The sequence below is a fragment of the Nostoc sp. DedQUE07 genome (assembly GCF_034530975.2).
In the GTDB taxonomy this organism is placed as follows: domain Bacteria; phylum Cyanobacteriota; class Cyanobacteriia; order Cyanobacteriales; family Nostocaceae; genus Nostoc.
The window spans coordinates 44,669-62,246 of sequence record NZ_JAVRCC020000031.1 but is presented as its reverse complement, the minus strand read 5'-3'; the positions used below and the strand labels follow the sequence as shown (position 1 = coordinate 62,246).

General features: G+C 42.3%; 11 protein-coding genes. 5 read left to right on the top strand and 6 right to left on the bottom strand.

Annotation, left to right across the window (positions count from 1 at the left end; all coding sequences use genetic code 11):
- Window positions 1-28: 28 nt before the first annotated feature.
- A complete protein-coding gene (locus RMZ95_RS22020; RefSeq protein ID WP_322685179.1) occupies window positions 29-259 on the top strand; it encodes a hypothetical protein in 231 nt (76 codons plus the stop codon).
- Between the two features lie 211 nt (window positions 260-470).
- Here the strand turns inward: RMZ95_RS22020 and RMZ95_RS22015 are convergent, their stop codons facing one another.
- Together RMZ95_RS22015 and RMZ95_RS22010 are read right to left on the bottom strand one after the other, a co-directional pair.
- The gene (locus RMZ95_RS22015) at window positions 471-2,807 is read right to left on the bottom strand and encodes an EF-hand domain-containing protein (protein WP_322685180.1); all 2,337 of its coding nucleotides are present in this window, start codon (window positions 2,805-2,807) and stop codon (window positions 471-473) included.
- A gap of 82 nt (window positions 2,808-2,889) precedes the next feature.
- Complete coding sequence (locus RMZ95_RS22010) at window positions 2,890-3,051, bottom strand: hypothetical protein (protein ID WP_409883428.1); 162 nt, start codon at window positions 3,049-3,051, stop codon at window positions 2,890-2,892.
- A gap of 729 nt (window positions 3,052-3,780) precedes the next feature.
- Here RMZ95_RS22010 and RMZ95_RS22005 point away from each other — a divergent pair.
- Together RMZ95_RS22005 and RMZ95_RS22000 are read left to right on the top strand one after the other, a co-directional pair.
- Complete coding sequence (locus RMZ95_RS22005) at window positions 3,781-5,139, top strand: AAA family ATPase (protein ID WP_322685182.1); 1,359 nt, start codon at window positions 3,781-3,783, stop codon at window positions 5,137-5,139.
- The gene (locus RMZ95_RS22000) at window positions 5,136-5,933 is read left to right on the top strand and encodes a Rho termination factor (protein WP_322672596.1); all 798 of its coding nucleotides are present in this window, start codon (window positions 5,136-5,138) and stop codon (window positions 5,931-5,933) included. The genes RMZ95_RS22005 and RMZ95_RS22000 overlap by 4 nt, the downstream gene beginning before the upstream one ends.
- Here the strand turns inward: RMZ95_RS22000 and rtcA are convergent.
- From rtcA to RMZ95_RS21985, 3 genes are all read right to left on the bottom strand, one after another.
- Window positions 5,930-6,985, bottom strand: a complete 1,056-nt coding sequence (gene rtcA, locus RMZ95_RS21995; RefSeq protein WP_322672597.1) for an RNA 3'-terminal phosphate cyclase — start codon at window positions 6,983-6,985, stop codon at window positions 5,930-5,932. The genes RMZ95_RS22000 and rtcA overlap by 4 nt on opposite strands.
- Window positions 6,986-7,130: 145 nt before the next feature.
- A complete protein-coding gene (locus tag RMZ95_RS21990; protein WP_322685183.1) occupies window positions 7,131-8,477 on the bottom strand; it encodes an FAD-binding oxidoreductase in 1,347 nt (448 codons plus the stop codon).
- A 187-nt stretch (window positions 8,478-8,664) separates the two neighbouring features.
- Window positions 8,665-9,327 carry a GIY-YIG nuclease family protein gene (locus RMZ95_RS21985; protein ID WP_322685184.1) on the bottom strand — a complete coding sequence of 221 codons (663 nt, stop codon included), beginning with the start codon at window positions 9,325-9,327 and terminating at the stop codon, window positions 8,665-8,667.
- Between the two features lie 171 nt (window positions 9,328-9,498).
- On the opposite strand from RMZ95_RS21985, the gene RMZ95_RS21980 reads away from it, so the two are divergent.
- Entirely contained in the window at window positions 9,499-10,425 is a 927-nt protein-coding gene (locus RMZ95_RS21980; RefSeq protein WP_322685185.1) for a sugar ABC transporter permease, read from the top strand.
- Window positions 10,426-10,490: 65 nt separating this feature from the next.
- Window positions 10,491-11,318: an Rpn family recombination-promoting nuclease/putative transposase gene (locus tag RMZ95_RS21975; RefSeq protein ID WP_322685186.1), complete on the top strand. Its 828-nt coding sequence runs from the start codon at window positions 10,491-10,493 to the stop codon at window positions 11,316-11,318.
- 14 nt (window positions 11,319-11,332) lie between these two features.
- On the opposite strand, the gene RMZ95_RS21970 is transcribed toward RMZ95_RS21975, so the two are convergent.
- Window positions 11,333-17,383 (bottom strand): translocation/assembly module TamB domain-containing protein, encoded by a 6,051-nt coding sequence (locus tag RMZ95_RS21970; RefSeq protein WP_322685187.1) that lies wholly within the window; start codon window positions 17,381-17,383, stop codon window positions 11,333-11,335.
- Window positions 17,384-17,578: the final 195 nt, after the last annotated feature.

The window sequence follows — 17,578 nt, the reverse complement described above, 5'->3', positions numbered from 1 at the left end:
ATATACAGGGTGAGATACCAACTCTACTGTGACTTTTCAAAGCATTGAAATTGCCTTTTCGGGGCAAGCTTCTACTTTGGCTATTTTTATTGTCTCCTTTATATCATCGATATTTCAAGCTAGCTACCAAGGGCAATTCTCATTAGACAATGATGTTGCAACGGCGATCGCTACCCACAAGCATTTGGCACGCTGTAGCTCAAGCAGACGCGTTTTAATAATGGATCGCGCTTTAATTCCCCTGCCGAGGAAACTTTGAAGGAGGGGAATTAAAGCATTCTAAGTTAAGACTACCCCTTTCAAGGTGACTGGAAAAATCTCTCTTTTTCTCTTTGTGCGCTCCGCGTTTGTGCGATTTAAAAGTAATTTATTTAACTACTTCAGACAGAAAAAACACAGAGCAAAAAGATTAAAGAGGAATTTTTTGACCAAAACTTTTACTTACGTTGAAGGGATAGTCTTATAAGTATTTAAATCGTTTCTGTAAACATACCGGTTCGGGCAAACTCTTCTTCTTCAGGGGTGAAGAGTGGAGCTTTATCCACAAGGCTAGGTTCAAAGTAGTATGTTTCTTGGAGAAATTGTCCGCTAATGACAGCTTCCTCTAAATCCTTGATGTGGTTCTGTGCAACTATACACGCTTCCTTGAGGTTATTCGCATCGCCCTTCTCCAGCAGCTTTGGCAATTCTGTTTTTACCCCTGTCAGCCGTGCCAATGGCTTCAGAATTCCATAGATGTTGTAGATGCGAGCAGTTTCTATGCTGGTGTATTTGAGTGCATTGGCTCTTGCTAACTCAGAGTCAAGGCTGGGCCAAAAACGGGTGGTGTAGAACGCTTTCTCATCCTTGTGATACCATTCTTCCGATCGCGCAATGGAAGAAGAAACGGTGTTATGCAGTTTCCAGAAGAATAAGCGCAGGGAGGAACCATCTACGACGGTGGACAATTTTGCCTCCAATGATACCTCAAAGTCAGTCAGCTTGGGGTCGCGCCCAAGTACCAGGTATTCTACAGGATACATATCCACTTCCTTATTTTGGACAACATACATATTCAGGTGGTGTCGGCAGTAAGGACAGGGGTACATTGTGGCAAACAGTTGGAAGAAATCTTTGAAGATTGCGATTGCGGCTTTTTGCTGTTCTGATGTCTTGGTACAGACAATCTCTGCTGTAGTATGGAAGAAGCGCCACACTGCCGGGCCAATGTAGTAGGGGAAACTGACTCGCATTTGGGAATCCTTCACCTCAGTCCGATCTAAATAGACATCAATGAATGCTACATACTGCGATAGCGCCCCTGATTCTCGCCCAAATTCTAGGCGTTCGCGGCGTTTCTGGACTCCATTCAGGTAGTGATGCGTTAACCGCCATGCTTGTTTGAGGATCAATTTCTGTTTGGGAGTGCAACGGGGAAAATTTTCGGCAACATCCGCCCCGTAGCGGTTAAATTCTCCTGAGTTTTTTGTACACTGATACCATTCATCCAAAGCCGCTTCGTCGGGTACGGTGTTACTTTGGATATCTGCTGTGCTAGAAACACTAAAGGCTGCCAATAACTTCGGCATAAAGTCCTCATACCAGTATGCTACTGGCATGATTGCACCATCTATTTCCTCAGTTGCTTGGGAGAGAATGACGCGGTTCCACTTGTGCAAATAGTCTTTTGGATTTGCCTGAGATTTAGCTGGTGGTGGAGCCATTTCTTCGTTCAGTTCTATTCCCCTGAGACGATTGAGTTCGTTAATCGCCAGCACACCTTCGACGATATCACCCAAACTGAGACTTTTCTTTTTGATCGTAATTGCAAACTCGACTCCGGCAGCAAACTTTTCTTTGACATTGGCAAATTTACTCCGCGCTTCTAAAATCGCTTGCTGTTCTGCTAACATTTCTGGTGTCTTTGCCACTGTTTGCCAGTTCTCGATCCGCTCCTGCAATTGGGCGTATTCATCGGCAATCGATTTCACCACTGCATCTAGGACGGGGTAGCAATCTTCGGATACTATACCTAATGCTTTGTACAGTGCGATCGCCTGTTTAACAAACTCCACAAAATCAGTAATTCTGTATGGCAAGTTTTTCACCCGCAAGTGAGTTTCGTGATTTGCAGAGAAACTCTCACGGAAACTGCGGTAGGCTGCTCCTTGAATCAAACGAAACAAACCTATCTGCATTTGTAAGGGAGACGTACCGCTTTTTTTCTGATTCGGTGAGTTTGGTTGTTGCGCTAACTGTTCTCTTAGCTGTGCCAACTCTGGAGTTGTTGCTTCTGGCGTCGCCTGGGTGCTGGCTGCTGCGGCTTCATTGGAAGTAGCAACTGTCTTGAGCGAACTGTTCAGGGAAATCGGTGAATCTTGATAACCAGTTTTGCTTTCTGATTCCTCCGGTACTAGCTGACAGAATTCCTCAAAGTCAATTGAGCCATCGCCATCATGATCTACTTCCTGCAACATTTCTTTCAACTCAGCGTCTGTCAGCCCAAACTGAGTCATCACTGTCCGCAGTTCAACGGCAGTAATTTCACCGCTACCGTCCTCATCAAAGGCACTGAAGGCTAATTTCAGGCGACTTTGGCGATCGCCTACTTTCGCGATCATCAGCGTTTTAAATTCTTCAAAATCGATAGTGCCTGACAAGTCAACATCAATCTCCTTAATCAAGTCCCGCAGCCCCGCTTCCGTGGGATTTTGCCCTAGCGATCGCATTACCTCCCCTAGTTCCTCGGTTGAGATCGCGCCGTTGCCGTCTACGTCTAATACTTTGAAAGCTTGCCACAATTTTTCTATTTCTTGTTCATCAATCATGGTTTTGTTCCAATTCTATATCTGTCACTAATAAATTTATTACCATGTTTTATAACAGCTACTTCAATGGTGTTTAATTATATTAAGTAAGTAGGTTCGGCGCTTGGCAGATTGTTGGTCGTGAAGATGATGCCACATATCGTCCAGAAAGTTCAAACATTCGTCCAGAAAGTTCAAACATTTGTCCAGAAAGTTCAAACATTCGTCCAGAAAGTTCAAACATTCGTCCAGAAAGTTCAAACATTCATCCAGAAAGTTCAAACATTCATCCTAGAGCAGAATTTACTAGATGCAAGAGTCTCATACCCGATTGGGCATAACCACAGTCAACAAAAAATTTCTCTGTATTTAGTGCCCCATACCCAATACTTCGATTCCTTTCGACTTCGCTCAAGGCAAGTCGCTCAGTACAAGTACCCAATTCCCAGTCCCTTGTATTTGCGATCGCAAACTAACTTAACCTAAATATATGCCTTTAGCAGAGGTAAATTCCAAGGCTATGTTCGATATTTAATTAAATAGTAAATATCAAGAACAACTAAACTCAGTTTTAACTCTACTTGCGATCGCCTTGTAAATTTGTCATTTGCTTATTCTTACAACAAATCTGGCTTTACAGGATTGATTGCAAATGTCCTAGAGTGAGTATCAAAAGTTCTCTGTTTTTACTTATATAAGCTCCTTTGCCTCATTTCAGCTATTAGAAATGAGGCATTTCCTATGTTGCTATACACCCACGCATAATTTTGTCAACGGGAATATAGGCAAAGTGTTAGTACTGCAAGGTATTTTGCTTAACCTAGTATATTAACTTGTGCTTCATCTTTGTATTGCTAGCGATCGCTTTTAGGGACAAGCTTTAATATAGCAATCAATTCAATTAGTTATAAATACTGAGGTTGATTAAGTGGCAAATTTGATTCAATTAATCAAACAAACGGTTTTGTCATTGTTCCCGTTTGCTTATTAAGCAATGCTACTTACAGACTGGAACCACATTTTAGACAACATTTTGCCTGATGAAAGTAGTGAGGCATACATCAGTGATATTTTTGTCAGACCTCTAATAAAAGCACTTGGATTTAATCAGCAAGAGCATTTTTCAGAATTTACTACGGGGAATGGGACAGTAGATTTTGCTGCGTGTAAGAATGTTGACAGTGATATTTTTGCATTGTCTAGGGTCAATCCCTATTTACTGATTGAAGTCAAAGCACCAGCAACAGGAGCAGGAGCAAAATTTAATTTATCAGAAGACACTCCTCAATACATAAATACTAGAGAGCAAATAAAAAGATATTTACTCGCTTCTAAGTGCAACACATCTCAATGGGGTCTTATTACTAATTCAGTTCATATTCAGCTATTTCGGCGACATGGAAAAGTTGTATTTCCTGCAACTCAAAGTATTTTAATTAAAAAAGATAATATTAATGCTATTGTTTCCAATGTAAAAGATTTAATTCACAATCCGCCCAAAGCTTTAACTATTTGTGTTTACAACAACAAAGGAGGTGTGGGAAAAACTACAACAACTGTTAATCTAGCAGCTACTCTTGTACAACAAGGAAAGCGAGTGTTAGTAATTGACTTTGATCCACAGCAAGGAGATTTAACTAAATCTCTTGGTCTACAAGTAAGAAAAATTAGTTTATATGATTGTCTATCCGATAGATATTTAAACATTCACGATACAGTTCAACCATTTACAGTCAAATTTAAATCTGGAAAATCATTACAATTTGACGTTATTCCCGCAGATCCCAAACTGGAAAATTTGACAGAGCAAGACTTAGCTACAAGAATTGAAAAGGGGTCTGCTAGGTTAAAAGATGCTCTAAAAGCTTTTGTGTATGAATATGATTATATATTTATTGACTGTCCAACAAATTGGATGTTTTTTAGTCAAAGTAGTCTCTACGCCTGTGATGTGGTTTTAATACCTACCAAACACAATAATTTAGCATCTCTAGATAATGCAGCTAAAGTAATTAAAGAGTTAGTACCAAAAGTTAAGGCAGCTAGACGAGATGGTGGGCCAATCGCCTTACCTATATTTTTTAATGGTGAAAGTATCACTCCTCCTCAACTTAAAACAGCAACTCAGGAAATTGAAGCCATTATTACAAGAGAAATGCAAGTATCTAAGTTTAATTTACTTCCTTACTTTTGGCCAAAGACTACAAGAGCTAACATTGACAAAACCATATATAGTCTGCCAAGCTATGCGATTGTAGCAAATGCTGCATTTTCTCGAATCCCAGCAGCTTTCAAAAATTCTACAGCTGCTGAATATTATCGTGGTCTAGCTAAGGAGTACTTTATTTTATGAGTGATTTTGATAATATTGGCAAACTAATGCATCTGAAGTTGACTGATATTGAATCTGGAGAGCAGTTTTCTGAATCGGAATTTATCATCAAAGCAGCAGCAGAGTCTATTTTACAAGCTGATGGTCGAAATTGGATTCCTGTTATTGTTAAAGAAATTGCTGACTATCAATATCAAGTTGTTAGTAATCATTTTGTATATGCAGTTGCTCAACAAGCTGAATTAGAGCGGGTATGGTGCATAGTCATCTCACCAGAATCTCAAAGTATTGAGCAAGCCAAAATTTTAGCCAGAGAAGTTTTACCTAAAGTAAATTTGAATACAGCATCACGAGATACTATTCTAGCTGCACTCAGATACTTAATATCAGAACCAAGTAGTGCATTAAAAGGCGTAGATCCTATTGTTGCCACAAACCGAATTACAGAATCTAATCGCAAAACTTGGTCTAACTTTAACCCTATTCTTACCTTGAAATGTGGAATTACTAAAGGTAAAAAGTTGGATACTCTTGCCAAAGTATTCTTTTTCTCACCATCACCAGAGCCAGAGCCTTTACCACCACCAAAAATTGTGAGTATTAAATCTGCATCAAGAGATGAAGTGTTTACTCGTTTGAATTATTTATCAAAATTCCAAATAGATGGTTTTGAAGCAATTGATATAGAAAAATCATCTGATGTTATATTCAGTGCTAGTAAAGGCAAATGGAAAAGCTTAAATACTATCTCTAAACTTGAATGTGGCATTGACACTACAAAAATAAAGGCTCTTAAGAAAGTGTTTAGTCTTTAATCTGATCCACTAATTACAGGAATAACTGACACGATTTTCTCAGCTTCATTTACTCTAATCTCCGCCAGCCCAAACTGTTCAATAACTGCTGCATTTGTTGTCAAATGCCTACTCACTTCAGCCACTCGATAGTGACTTTCTTGTGAAGCTAAAGCGGCCGGCAATAATAACTGATCTGCTAAATGTTCATCCACTGGTGCGCCGGTGTAATGAAACTCAAGCAGTTGCTGACAAGCAATCTCTGCAACTGTTTCCGCCGACAACCGCAAACGCCCAAATCCACCAAAGCCAGTTAAGCTATTCTGATACTCAGCAGTTAAAAAAATACCCGCCCCAGGTGCCACACCTCTTTCTCGTAAAGTCTGTACAGTAACCTTTAAATGAGCTTCCCGTAACAAATTCTCCGCACGATTAGCCATCCGTTGCGGAATATGGGAAGGCAATTCCGTCACCACTGCTAGTCCTCGCACCTGTTGTAAATCGCCCCGTTCCAACAAGTCGATCCCACCGAGTTTACCACCGCCATCTACCTGTAACTCTACCTCGCCCCCACCTTGGGGATACCACCCCCAAGCGCCTAACTTGACTTGGGCTTCTACACCCATGCGTTGCAGTATGGGCAGATAAACTTGCTCAATATACGTCGCTGTCGGGCTAAAATTCACATGAGTTCCACCCTTTAGTGTCACCAGGGAATTGCCAGATGCTAGTGCCAAAGGTAAGAGAATTGTTTGAAGAACTAGAGCGATCGCACCCGCAGAACCACCTTGTTGTGCTTTACTAACATCAAAGGTATAAATTCCAGCTTGCACAGCACTACCTGGGATGAATTCTAGCAGCATTGAACCCAAAGCATCACCTCGTAGTTGGGCATTACAAATTCTCGCCGCCGCCCGAACTGCTGTTAAGTGTTGTGCTGCTAATCCTGGCTTTTTGCGTCCAGCGCGAATGCCTGTAATTCGTATGGGTTCGCCGGTAATGGCGGCTAGACTTAAGGAAGTGCGAAGAACTTGTCCGCCTCCCTCTCCGTAGGAACCGTCAATTTCAATCATGGGCGATTATTGGAATGTTGGATTTTGGGTTATCCCCACGGCTGTTAAAATCAAACCACAAATTATAAACGCCCAACAGCTAGCTTTTTAGAGAGAGGTTACACAAATATACAGAGAAATTTCTGATATGTGTTTCTGTAGTTTGCTAATTTTGAGTATGGAATTGAATAACCTTGCTTTTACCGGGGTTCATCAACCCATAAGGATCGACTATTTCTTTAAATTTTAACTGCTCAGGATCGATAAATTTTCTGCCGCCGTCTTCAATAATATACGTATGAGGATTGGCAATACTCACACCCTGTTCTTCGTGATAGCGGATAATTTCATTGAGGCGTTCTTCTGTGGTGTAGCGCACAAGTTGCAATGCACCAGGAACTACGACACCATTCACCCGAAAAAATTCTAAATGCATCATTACCTCATCGCCGAAGTAATTATACATCTGCTCTACTAGTTGCAAATTGCCATCATTAGGAAAGAGACTTTGTAAGTATGTAATCCCAGTATCTACACTCCGGGCAAGCAAGGTAGTGTGGTTCCAAGAAAATTCCGCTAAATGTGTACCTTTAGCTGCTTCCTCGGCTGGTTTTTTATATGTAATTTGTCCCCCGTATTGCTGCACCAAAGCTGGTAAGAATTCCAAACTCGGTTCAGAAATTATCAAGAATACTGAGTGAGTTCCTTCAGGAATATACTCTTGTAGTGCGTGAAAATATTGAGAAATTGAAGATGCAAAGACAGAAATTAACTTCTTAATCATGCCATCAGCATTACCAATTGCCTGACCAAACTTTGCTGCTGTCATAAAGTCATCAAAGGTGACAATGACTTCTGCCCAAGGATAAGCTGGCCCTAAAGGAATTTCGACTTCAGTGATGATGCCATTAATTCCCCAAGCATGATTTACCTTTTGGACATCATCGCCGCGTAATGCGATCGCACGGGGTTCATCTTCTACAGTTATCACTCGCAATGCTAAGATATTACCGCGATCGGCTAACATACCATATTGGATCGAGCCAATACCGCCACTTCCTCCAGCAATAAATCCGCCAATTGTGGCAGTGCGGTACGTAGAGGGAGCCATACGAATTTCCCAGCCAATTTCTCGTGTTTTTTTATCCAAAGCTGCCAACTTCACCCCAGCTTCCACCCGCGCCACTCCCGGTTTTACCCAAAGAATCTCTTGCAACCGCGTCATATCCAAAATTACGCCACCGTGCAACGGTACACATTGCCCATAATTCCCAGTTCCCGCGCCTCGCACAGTTACAGGTATACGATGTTTTGCACAGGCGGCTGCAACTTTTAAAACCTCTGCTTCATTAGCGGGACGCACTACGATATCCCCAACTTTTCCCTCTAATTTCGACACTAACACAGGGCTAAAAGTATGATAATCCTGGGATAATTTTGCGACTTGAGTAGAGTCAGTAATAGTTTCTATACCTTCTAGAAAATTAATCAGAGCATCTAATTTTGTCGTCATATATATCCTTTTTTAACGCAGAGGAACGCAAAGGTTTACACAAAGGAACGCAAAGAATTCACTCCTCTGCGAACCTTTGCGCTTCCCTCAGCGCCCCTTTGCGTTTTAAAATCTTAACTCTCATCTTTGACAAAACTTTCATGCCACTAACTCAAAAAGTCAGATAGCGCACTCAAACAGACAAAAATCAATACTTAGTTTCCTGTGTCTGTGCGTCAATAATTACACTCCAGTCATCGTTTTTCACAGCAGCTTCAAGTTGACGTTGACGTTCGGCTTCACTCGCATCTATTGTTTCTAACTCTTTAGAAAGGGTTGTATCAGCCATTGCTTTCCGCAGTTTTAGCTTTTTCTCCTCGTAGGCTTGAAGTTGGGCTTCTGACATTACCGCCTTAGTCGCTTCACCTACCGTACTAGCCCACATTCTGCAATCAGTTGCATTACCAGGTGGCGTACTTTCAAGTTCTGCTATCCACGCATCTCGCAAATCTTCCATTTCTTGACGCTTGGGAAACTTGAATGCTTGCACGCGTACAAAAGCACACTTTTGCTTGCCATTTTGGCGAAGATGGCCGTTTAGGGAAAGCAACACATTCCGAGAATAGCCAATGTACTGCGTGTGACGTTCTGCATCTAATACTGCGTAAACTCCGGCAATTTTAGCGTTCTGAGCAGCCACACTCCAAGCCTCAAAGCCAATGATTTCAGTACCATTGTTTGCCAGTTCAGGAGTTATACTCACCTCAATGGCGGCGTGTTCGTTGTCAGAACTATACAAAAAATCATGCAGCCCACGGTGGTTTATGGGGACATTTTGATGTTCAATTGGCGGATTGTGCTGAATTTCCATTGCAGTCGATCTCCAAGTTATTAATTAGTGATGTTTACGACAAACTTCTCTACGAGAGGCTACGCCAATGCTTACGCAAGCAAATATATGCCCTTAAAATATTGAAGCTTAAATCTACTCACATCTCCAAATTCTTGTTTTGACAAAGCAAAAACAACTATTAAACTTCTTATGAATCAATTGATACCTAAAAATTGGATGTTCATTAAACAGCGGCTTACCCCTTATTTGTTCTTACTACCCGCCTTAGTTCTTTTAGGCTTAACTGTCTTTTGGCCTGCATTGCAAGCCTTTTACCTCAGCTTTACCAGTTATGAAGACATTGCCCAGCCGCCACAATGGATAGGTTTCGCCAACTTTCTCAAGCTTTGGAAGGATGCAGTTTTTTGGAAAACTTTGGAAAACACTTTTTTATATCTTGTAGGTGTAGTACCAATTTTAGTAATCGCTCCCTTAGTACTGGCAATTTTGGTAAATCAGAAACTGCGGGGAATGAATTGGTTTAGAGCAGCGTACTACACTCCAGTAGTAATTTCAATGGTGGTTGCGGGAATAGCTTGGAAATGGCTGTATGCAGAAAACGGATTACTGAATCAGTTATTTAAAGCTTTAGGTATTTTTCCAGAAGGTATTCCTTGGCTAACTAGCCCAGCAAAAATTTTTGGCATTGTACCAATTTCTCTTGCCAGCGTCATGGCTGTCACCGTGTGGAAAGGATTAGGCTACTACATGGTGATTTATTTAGCGGGGTTGCAATCAATTCCCGCTGATGTGTACGAAGCCGCAGCCATTGATGGCTCTGATGGTATCAGCAAACATTGGGATATTACCATACCTTTAATGAAGCCATATTTAGCCTTAGTGGCAGTAATTTCGGCTATTTCTGCGACCAAAGTGTTTGAAGAAGTCTACATTATGACTCAAGGAGGCCCACTCAGTAGCTCAAAAACGATTGTTTACTATTTATATGAGCAAGCTTTCAATAACTTGGAAATTAGCTATGCTTGCACGATTGGTTTAGTGCTATTTTTGATAATTTTAGGATTATCAATTTTGCGATTAGCTATTAATCGGCAAGGTGATGATATCACAATTTAATAAATTTAGAAAAATCATCTTCTCTCAGCCCCGATAATCTGAAAATATTCAAATATCGAGAGTGCATGAAAACAGACACGATTTTTTACACCTTATTCCAAACTCTTCCAGGTGTGTTATTTGAACTTTTGGAACAATCGCAAGCTTTAGCATTACACTACCAATTTACCTCAGTAGAAATCAAAGAACTAGCACGTCGTATCGATGGCTTATTCTTACCCAAACCTGACTACCCAGAAGACACAATCTATTTTGTTGAGGTACAGTTTCAGCGCGATGATGATATTTACTGGCGAATAATCACAGAAGCTTTCCTCTATATCAATCAATATAAACCTCAACGTCGCTGGCAAGCAGTATTACTTTTTGCTCAACGTAATCTCGATCCAGGTATACCATTCATTTATCAAACATCATTAGCTCCACAGCAAATTCGTATAATTTATTTAGACGAATTAGATAATGTACCATCATCTTCGATTGGGCTAGGCATAATTAAGTTAGTAGTTGCAGCCGAAGATCGAGCCGTACAGCAAGCGAAAAACTTGATAAAACAAGTACAACAAACGGATGAAGCTAACCGTAGCAATCTTTTAGAATTAGTAGAGAGAATGCTTATCTACAAATTTGTAAACAAAAGTCAACAGGAGTTAGAAGCAATGTTTGGATTAACCGACTGGAGACAAACTAAATTTTACCAGGAAGTAAAAGAAGAAACAAAGCAGGAAGTAAAAGAAGAGGTTCGCAAAGAAACAAAACTCAATACTATACCCCGTCTACTTAAGTTGGGTTTAAGTATAGAGCAAATTGCTGAAGCATTAGAATTGGATGTTAAACAGGTACGACAAGCTGTTGAGAAGCAAGGAGAAGAGGGAACAGGAAGTAATTCGTAATTGAAGAGATTTATTTAAAATCGCTTTTGATATTCCACTACAGCACGACTGTCATCGGTTAAGTTAGTGGAGGCACGCACGCGAAATTCATTGTTTATCCGGTAATTAATACCCCATTGGAAGGGATCGTTTGTTGTCAAAATTTTAATACTGGAAACGGATATTTTGGAAGAAATGTCAACCCCAGCCTCCGCTGCTAATTCTAAAGTTGAATTGCTTCTTCCAGCTTCGGGATTCTCAGAAATAACGGTAGGGAATATCCGCAGTTCGCTTAAGCCAAAGGTACTCCCAATTTGGTTAAAAGCTGACTGAAAATTGTTAAACACAGCCGAACCTGCGATGTTAATCAGGCCTAAAGTACTGTCTGCACGTCCTTGGGTGTCTACAAATCCGCCTCCTAAAAGAGCAACAATTTCGGTTTGACTACGTGATGGACTACTTGTTAATTCTAAATTTTCATTTAGTTTGCTAGCTAAACCGTTGATAGTAGCTTCGACTCGAACACTCTCTAACGCTGATAAACCTGTAGAATTTACTCGGCTGAAGTCATTACTTTGAGTTACATCTAGTACTTTGGCAAATAGCCGAATATCTAAGTTGGGGTCGCGGGGTTGAGAAGGACTAAAAGTTGCGGTGTGTTTATAGCCACGAGCAAGGTTAAATTGGGTAGTAAATAAATTTACCCCTCCTTTTTCTAACTGGATGGTACCATCGGGTATTGGCTGATTAATTAAGCCGTTAACGATGAGATTACCGCTGGCACGAAAGTTGAGAATAGGGTCACGGGTAATTTGGACGTTTTTACCTAGTTCCAAATCTAAATTATTAAATCTGGCGTTAGTATTTCCCGTGCTATTTCCAATTTCAGATTTGCTCTGCTTATTATCTTTTGTAGGTGATACGCCAATACTACCATTTTCAGATGTCGTAGCGTTGGTAGATTCTGCCAGCAATACTTTACCATCAAATAAATCTACTCTACCGCCAATTATGGGGTTAAGGGCAGAACCAGTAATCTGCAAATTGCCACTAGCGCCTCCTTGGTAAAGTCCCTTGAGATTCAACGCTAACTGATCGAGATTAACAGTCAGGGGATTTTTGATAGTTACGTTCTCATTGTTGAAAATGGGAATTTCACCAGCGGCTTTTACCGTCCCACGGCTAAATCTACCTTGAAGATTTTCTACTAAGATGCTGTCAAAATTAAACAGAACTCTACCTGTGACACCTCTCAGCTTACGTGGCAAAGCCTGGGCTGAAAAAGTAGCATCATTGACAGTAGCAATTCCCTGTACTTGGGGTTTTTGCAATGTTCCCCGCACTTTCAAGTCTACTTCTCCTTCACCTTTCTCAAATAACACTTGATTATTCAATGCGTTTAACAGCCCCAATCCCTCGTTTTCTAACTTCATATCCAAACTGATTTGATCGCTGTCTGGTGCGACGGAAGCAAAAGGTAATTTATAAGGGATGCTGCCAGTAATATCAACAGGTTTTGGGCCAGCAATTGCTACAGTACTACCAAAGTTTAAGCGTCCGTTGGCATAGCTGAAACTTGCTCTTGCTGACTCTATTTTGCTCTGATTTAATATTCCTTCGGTGATTTGCAATTCCCCTCTAGCTTGGGGATTAGCAATGCTGCCTGCTAAAGCTGCTGTACCGTTAAGATTACCTGTGATTCCAACTGGTAGTTTGACAACATTATTCAATAGTTGTACCGGAAAATTATTCACCCGCAACTGACCAGATTGTTCATCACCACCAACGTTACCTGTAAAGGCAATCAGTCTGTTTTTAGACTGGATTCGTAATGGTCGCAAACTCAAAACACCATTTTCAAAGTTACCTTCGGCAATCACTCGATCGGCAGTATAAAAACGATTTCGTTCTTCCTTTTTACCCCAGGCAAAATCTTGTCCGTTCAAATTAAAATCCACTGATAATCCATTGGCTGTAGCTGTATTTACAGCCACTTCCCCATTGAAAGTCCCCTTTAAGTCTGCCAAATCTGGTATTGGAGTGGAATTAAGTCGCTGTTCTTCCTGTTCTGCCAGCAAAGCTTCAATTTCAGAAAACCGTTGGATTTGGGTTAATAAGGGTTCATTTGGCGTTCCTTGGGGGTTGGTAGTCAGATCCGCTGCGGTGCCGTAAATTTCTGCCGAACCACCTGGCAAATTTTGTAAATCAAATACCTTTGCTACAGCTAGAACATCTTGGATCTCACCCTGTTTGACGTTCAATTTACCTTGTAATTTAGGCCCTTTAGGGCTTTGAGCCACAGTACCGACAAGGGCGTAGCTACTTTTTCCTTTGACAAATTCGCTACTAGTGAGTGTAGCTTTACCGTCACTGTAGCGGAATTGAGCAGCTATTCGATCGCCTTTAACCCGGCCAATTTGTGGATTTGCGATCGCTAAATTCCCCGTTGTTGCCAATGTCTGCTGATTAAACAGCAAATCCCCAGTTAACAACCCAGCTATCTTACCAGCACCCAGGCGAGTAATCGGTGGCGGCGTCAAATTCAATATTTGTAAGGGGAAATTGGCAAGTTTCAGCGCCCAATCATTTCCTTGAACATTACCTGTGGCTGATGCTTGCTGCCACTTAACTAAGAAAGATTTCGGGCGATTATTGGCATCTAAATTGAAGTTCAAGCGATCGCTATTACCTGCCAAGTTTAAACTCAACCCACGTCCCTGCGCTGAATCGATGTTTCCAGTTAACAACGGCTCAAAAGCAATATCTTGAACAACCAAGTCTCGTAAGTTGATTTGCCCTACGACATTTGGTAAGGGCAGTTTACCTGTGATTTGACCATTAAAATCTACATTTCCCGCCACAGCAACCTGATTAGGAAGATTGATCGGTAACTGTTTTAAGTTGTAATTCTGCGCTTGGACGTTGAGATTTAGGGCAGTAATTTCCGGTATCCCTGCTGATTTTGCATTGGCTAATATGTTACCAGTCACACTTAAACCGGGAGCAGTTGCTCGCTCAATGGTCAGCCTTTCACCACTCCAAGCGATCGCAGCCGTCAGAGGTCGCTCTAGACCAGGAATACCTTGAGATAATTGCACCTGTCCAGCTGCACGCACATCAGCTAATTTGGACGATCCAAGCGTACCGGCTAATTGCAATTGACCGCCAAACTGACCTCGTAATTGCTGATTGAGCCGATTTAATTCCACACCGGCAGCATCGACGACAGCTTGATAGCGACCATTAGCTACTTGGATATTAGAGGCTGCGATCGTTCCCCCCGCAACATCCAGCCGTCCCTGACCGTTAGCTTGGATAGTTTGTGGTTGGAAAGAATCAACAGAACCCGCCACGTTTGCTTGACCAGTTAACGTCCCTCGAAACTGTGGTGGTACTGCTGCTAACTGCTGTAACGGTACATTAGTTGCCTCAACTTGCGCCTGGTATAGACCATTACCCACTTGGATATTAGAGGCTGTAATAGTTCCACCCGCAACATTTATCCGCCCCTGACCGTTGGCTTGGATCGTTTGCGGTTGGAAGGATTCAACAGAACCCGCCACGTTTACTTGACCAGTTAACTTCCCTCCAAACTGCGGTGGTACTGCTGCCAACTGCCGCACAGGTACATTGGTTGCCTGAACTTGCGCCTGGTATACACCATTACCCACTTGGATATTAGAGGCTGTAATAGTTCCACCTGCAACATTTATCCGCGCCTGACCGTTGGCTTGGATCGTTTGTGGTTTAAAAGAATCAACAGAACCCGCTACATCGAACTTACCAGTTAACGCCCCTTGAAATTGCTTTGGTACTTTTGCCAACTGCTGCACAGGCACATTCTTAGCCTGAACTTGTGCGTGATATACACCATTTGCCACTTGGATATTAGAGGCTGTAACCGTACCCTTGCCAATAGCAAGGCGACCCTCACCACTGCCACGGAAGGTTTTCAGGCTGAAATCATCTCTGCTACCTGCGATTTGAAACGTTCCCGTTAAAGGATTATCTAAAGCTGGGGGAGACTGTTTCAATATTTGTCCCAACCGCACGCCATTAGCTACCAGTTGAGCCGAGAAACTTTGGTTTTGCAGTTGGATATTAGAAACTGCAACTGTGCCGCCACCAATTTGAACTCCTGCACCATCACTGCGAATTGTGGCAATTTCAAATGGTGCTGTGCTGCCTGAGAGGATGAGACGACCATTGAATTGTGCCCCAGCCAAAGAGACATTTTGCAGTTGACTTTTGTCTACAAAGGGTTCTAATTTTACCCCAGAGGCAACAGCCAGAGCTTGCCAACGCTCATTGGCATAACTACCAGTTGCCCGAACTGTACCACCACTTATATTCAGAGCCACATTACGGAAAGAGACGGTGCGATTTGGAGCGATCGCAACTTCACCAGTTCCGGGGTAAGTTCCATTAGGAGCTTGGAACTGTACCACGGTTTGGACATTGGTAGGAGCGCCAGTTAGTTGAGCTGTAGCAGAGACATTGCCGATTTGAAAGGTAGGTGTTGTTTCGTAGACTTTGGCGATCGCATCCCCTGGAACATTCTTGGCAGCGAAATTTAAATCCAGTCGTGGGCTTTTACCAAGTCTAATTGTACCAGCGCCCGTGATATCACCACCAACTTTGGCTTTACCTTGAATATCTTTTAAGGTAATTAAAGAGGAACTAGTAGCAAGCTCAAACTTACTACTGATGCTATTAAAATCAACTTTGTCAATTCTGGCAGTTCGGATTGTGGCAACTGAGCCGGAGAGTATTGGCTCTTTTGTCGATCCGGTAATTTGCAAAGAAGCTTGTACTTGTCCAGCGATCGCTACAGGTAATTTTACCTTGAGAGTCTCTTGGGCATTCGCCAAACTCACCGCATTTACACGCGCTGCCAACTTCAAGCCTGATTTCGTGTCGACGATTCCCGTAGCCACTAAAGGAATTTTGCCGTAGTTGCTAGTCACATTATTTAACTGCAACTCTGTTCCTTGGAAGTGGAGGTTTCCTTGACTATTGCTCAACAGTTGCGGGACTTTGGGTATTTGCAGCGTTACCCCTTGCACAGTAGCGTTGCCAAACAATAGAGTTTGCTGTCCTGGTGTCAACCGAACTAACAAATCGCCATTGGCTCGACCCGCCTGTAAGTTAATTGGTAACTTAATCAACCGAGTAATATTCTCAGCCAAAAAATCTTGTGCTTGCACCTGGAAAGTCCCTGCTAGCACCTTAGAACGTGTCTCTCCCTGAATGGAAATATTACCACCACTGTCTGCTTGACCCCCGACTTCAAACCGGATCAACTGATTATTTGCTAAAAGTTGAGCAGAACCATTGAGTTGAGAAAATAGCACCGGCAATTGCTGAGTGTTGTTAGCGGTAGCAGGGCGTTTATCCAGTACTGAATTAGAATTTGGGTATTCTCCCTTGCCCCCCTGCCCCCCGGTCACTGAGCGTAGCCGAAGTGCTGCTCCCCGGTCACTGAGCGTAGCCGTTGGCGCAGCCTCTCGTAGAGAAGTGCTGCCCCCCTGCTCCTCTACCCCCTCATCTCCCTCTACTCTCTCATCCGGCATCAAGGCCAGCTTGGCATTACGAAACCGCAGGTAGTCCAAATCGGTTTTAATTGCACTGCTTCCACCTGACGACGTAATGGTAGTGGAAACCCAACGCCCTTGGTCATCCTGGTCAATGTAAATATCTGGGTTGACTAAGGTTACATCTAGCTTTAGATGGCGATTAAAAATTAGTTGTAACAGATCGAAACCCACCTCTACAGATTCGACTGTGGCCCGATCTGCATCTGTGGGTGTGGCTGGGATAGCTGAAGCCCCAAACTGTACTCCTGTCAACGAAAATTGTGTGACTCTTCCCAGTTTTACCGGACGGTTGAGTGTAGTAGTCAAACTTTGTTGTGCCAACGGCGTTAACTCTGTTTGGACAAAAGTCCACAACCGCCAAATACCAACGAGAACTCCTAACAGCAAAAGTCCACTCAAGGCAATGCTACCCCGGCTCAACACCAGCAACCACAAACGTTTGCGGATAGGGGAGGGGGAATGAATATCTTGATTGGTAGATTTAGTCATTTGCTTTCACTGTATTAATCGCCGGATCTCGCTGGCACACACAAGCATTAACTGGCACATTGGTTCAGTATGCCATTTCCAGGATACGCCAACTAAACCCAAGACCCCATTGGTTGAGTTACGGTATTTTATCGATCCAATACTTATGCTTAATAATATTGGCGTTTTCAGGAAAATCTGAATAGAGTGAAAATT

What these genes read in the sequence shown, in the direction of transcription:
- RMZ95_RS21985 (WP_322685184.1), bottom strand. Translation starts at nt 9,327, where the DNA reads ATGGAAATTCAGCACAATCCGCCAATTGAACATCAAAATGTCCCCATA.
- RMZ95_RS21975 (WP_322685186.1), top strand. Translation starts at nt 10,491, where the DNA reads ATGAAAACAGACACGATTTTTTACACCTTATTCCAAACTCTTCCAGGT.
- RMZ95_RS22010 (WP_409883428.1), bottom strand. Translation starts at nt 3,051, where the DNA reads ATGTTTGAACTTTCTGGACGAATGTTTGAACTTTCTGGACGAATGTTT.
- RMZ95_RS21970 (WP_322685187.1), bottom strand. Translation starts at nt 17,383, where the DNA reads ATGACTAAATCTACCAATCAAGATATTCATTCCCCCTCCCCTATCCGC.
- RMZ95_RS22000 (WP_322672596.1), top strand. Translation starts at nt 5,136, where the DNA reads ATGAGTGATTTTGATAATATTGGCAAACTAATGCATCTGAAGTTGACT.
- RMZ95_RS22015 (WP_322685180.1), bottom strand. Translation starts at nt 2,807, where the DNA reads ATGATTGATGAACAAGAAATAGAAAAATTGTGGCAAGCTTTCAAAGTA.
- rtcA (WP_322672597.1), bottom strand. Translation starts at nt 6,985, where the DNA reads ATGATTGAAATTGACGGTTCCTACGGAGAGGGAGGCGGACAAGTTCTT.
- RMZ95_RS21990 (WP_322685183.1), bottom strand. Translation starts at nt 8,477, where the DNA reads ATGACGACAAAATTAGATGCTCTGATTAATTTTCTAGAAGGTATAGAA.
- RMZ95_RS22005 (WP_322685182.1), top strand. Translation starts at nt 3,781, where the DNA reads ATGCTACTTACAGACTGGAACCACATTTTAGACAACATTTTGCCTGAT.
- RMZ95_RS21980 (WP_322685185.1), top strand. Translation starts at nt 9,499, where the DNA reads ATGAATCAATTGATACCTAAAAATTGGATGTTCATTAAACAGCGGCTT.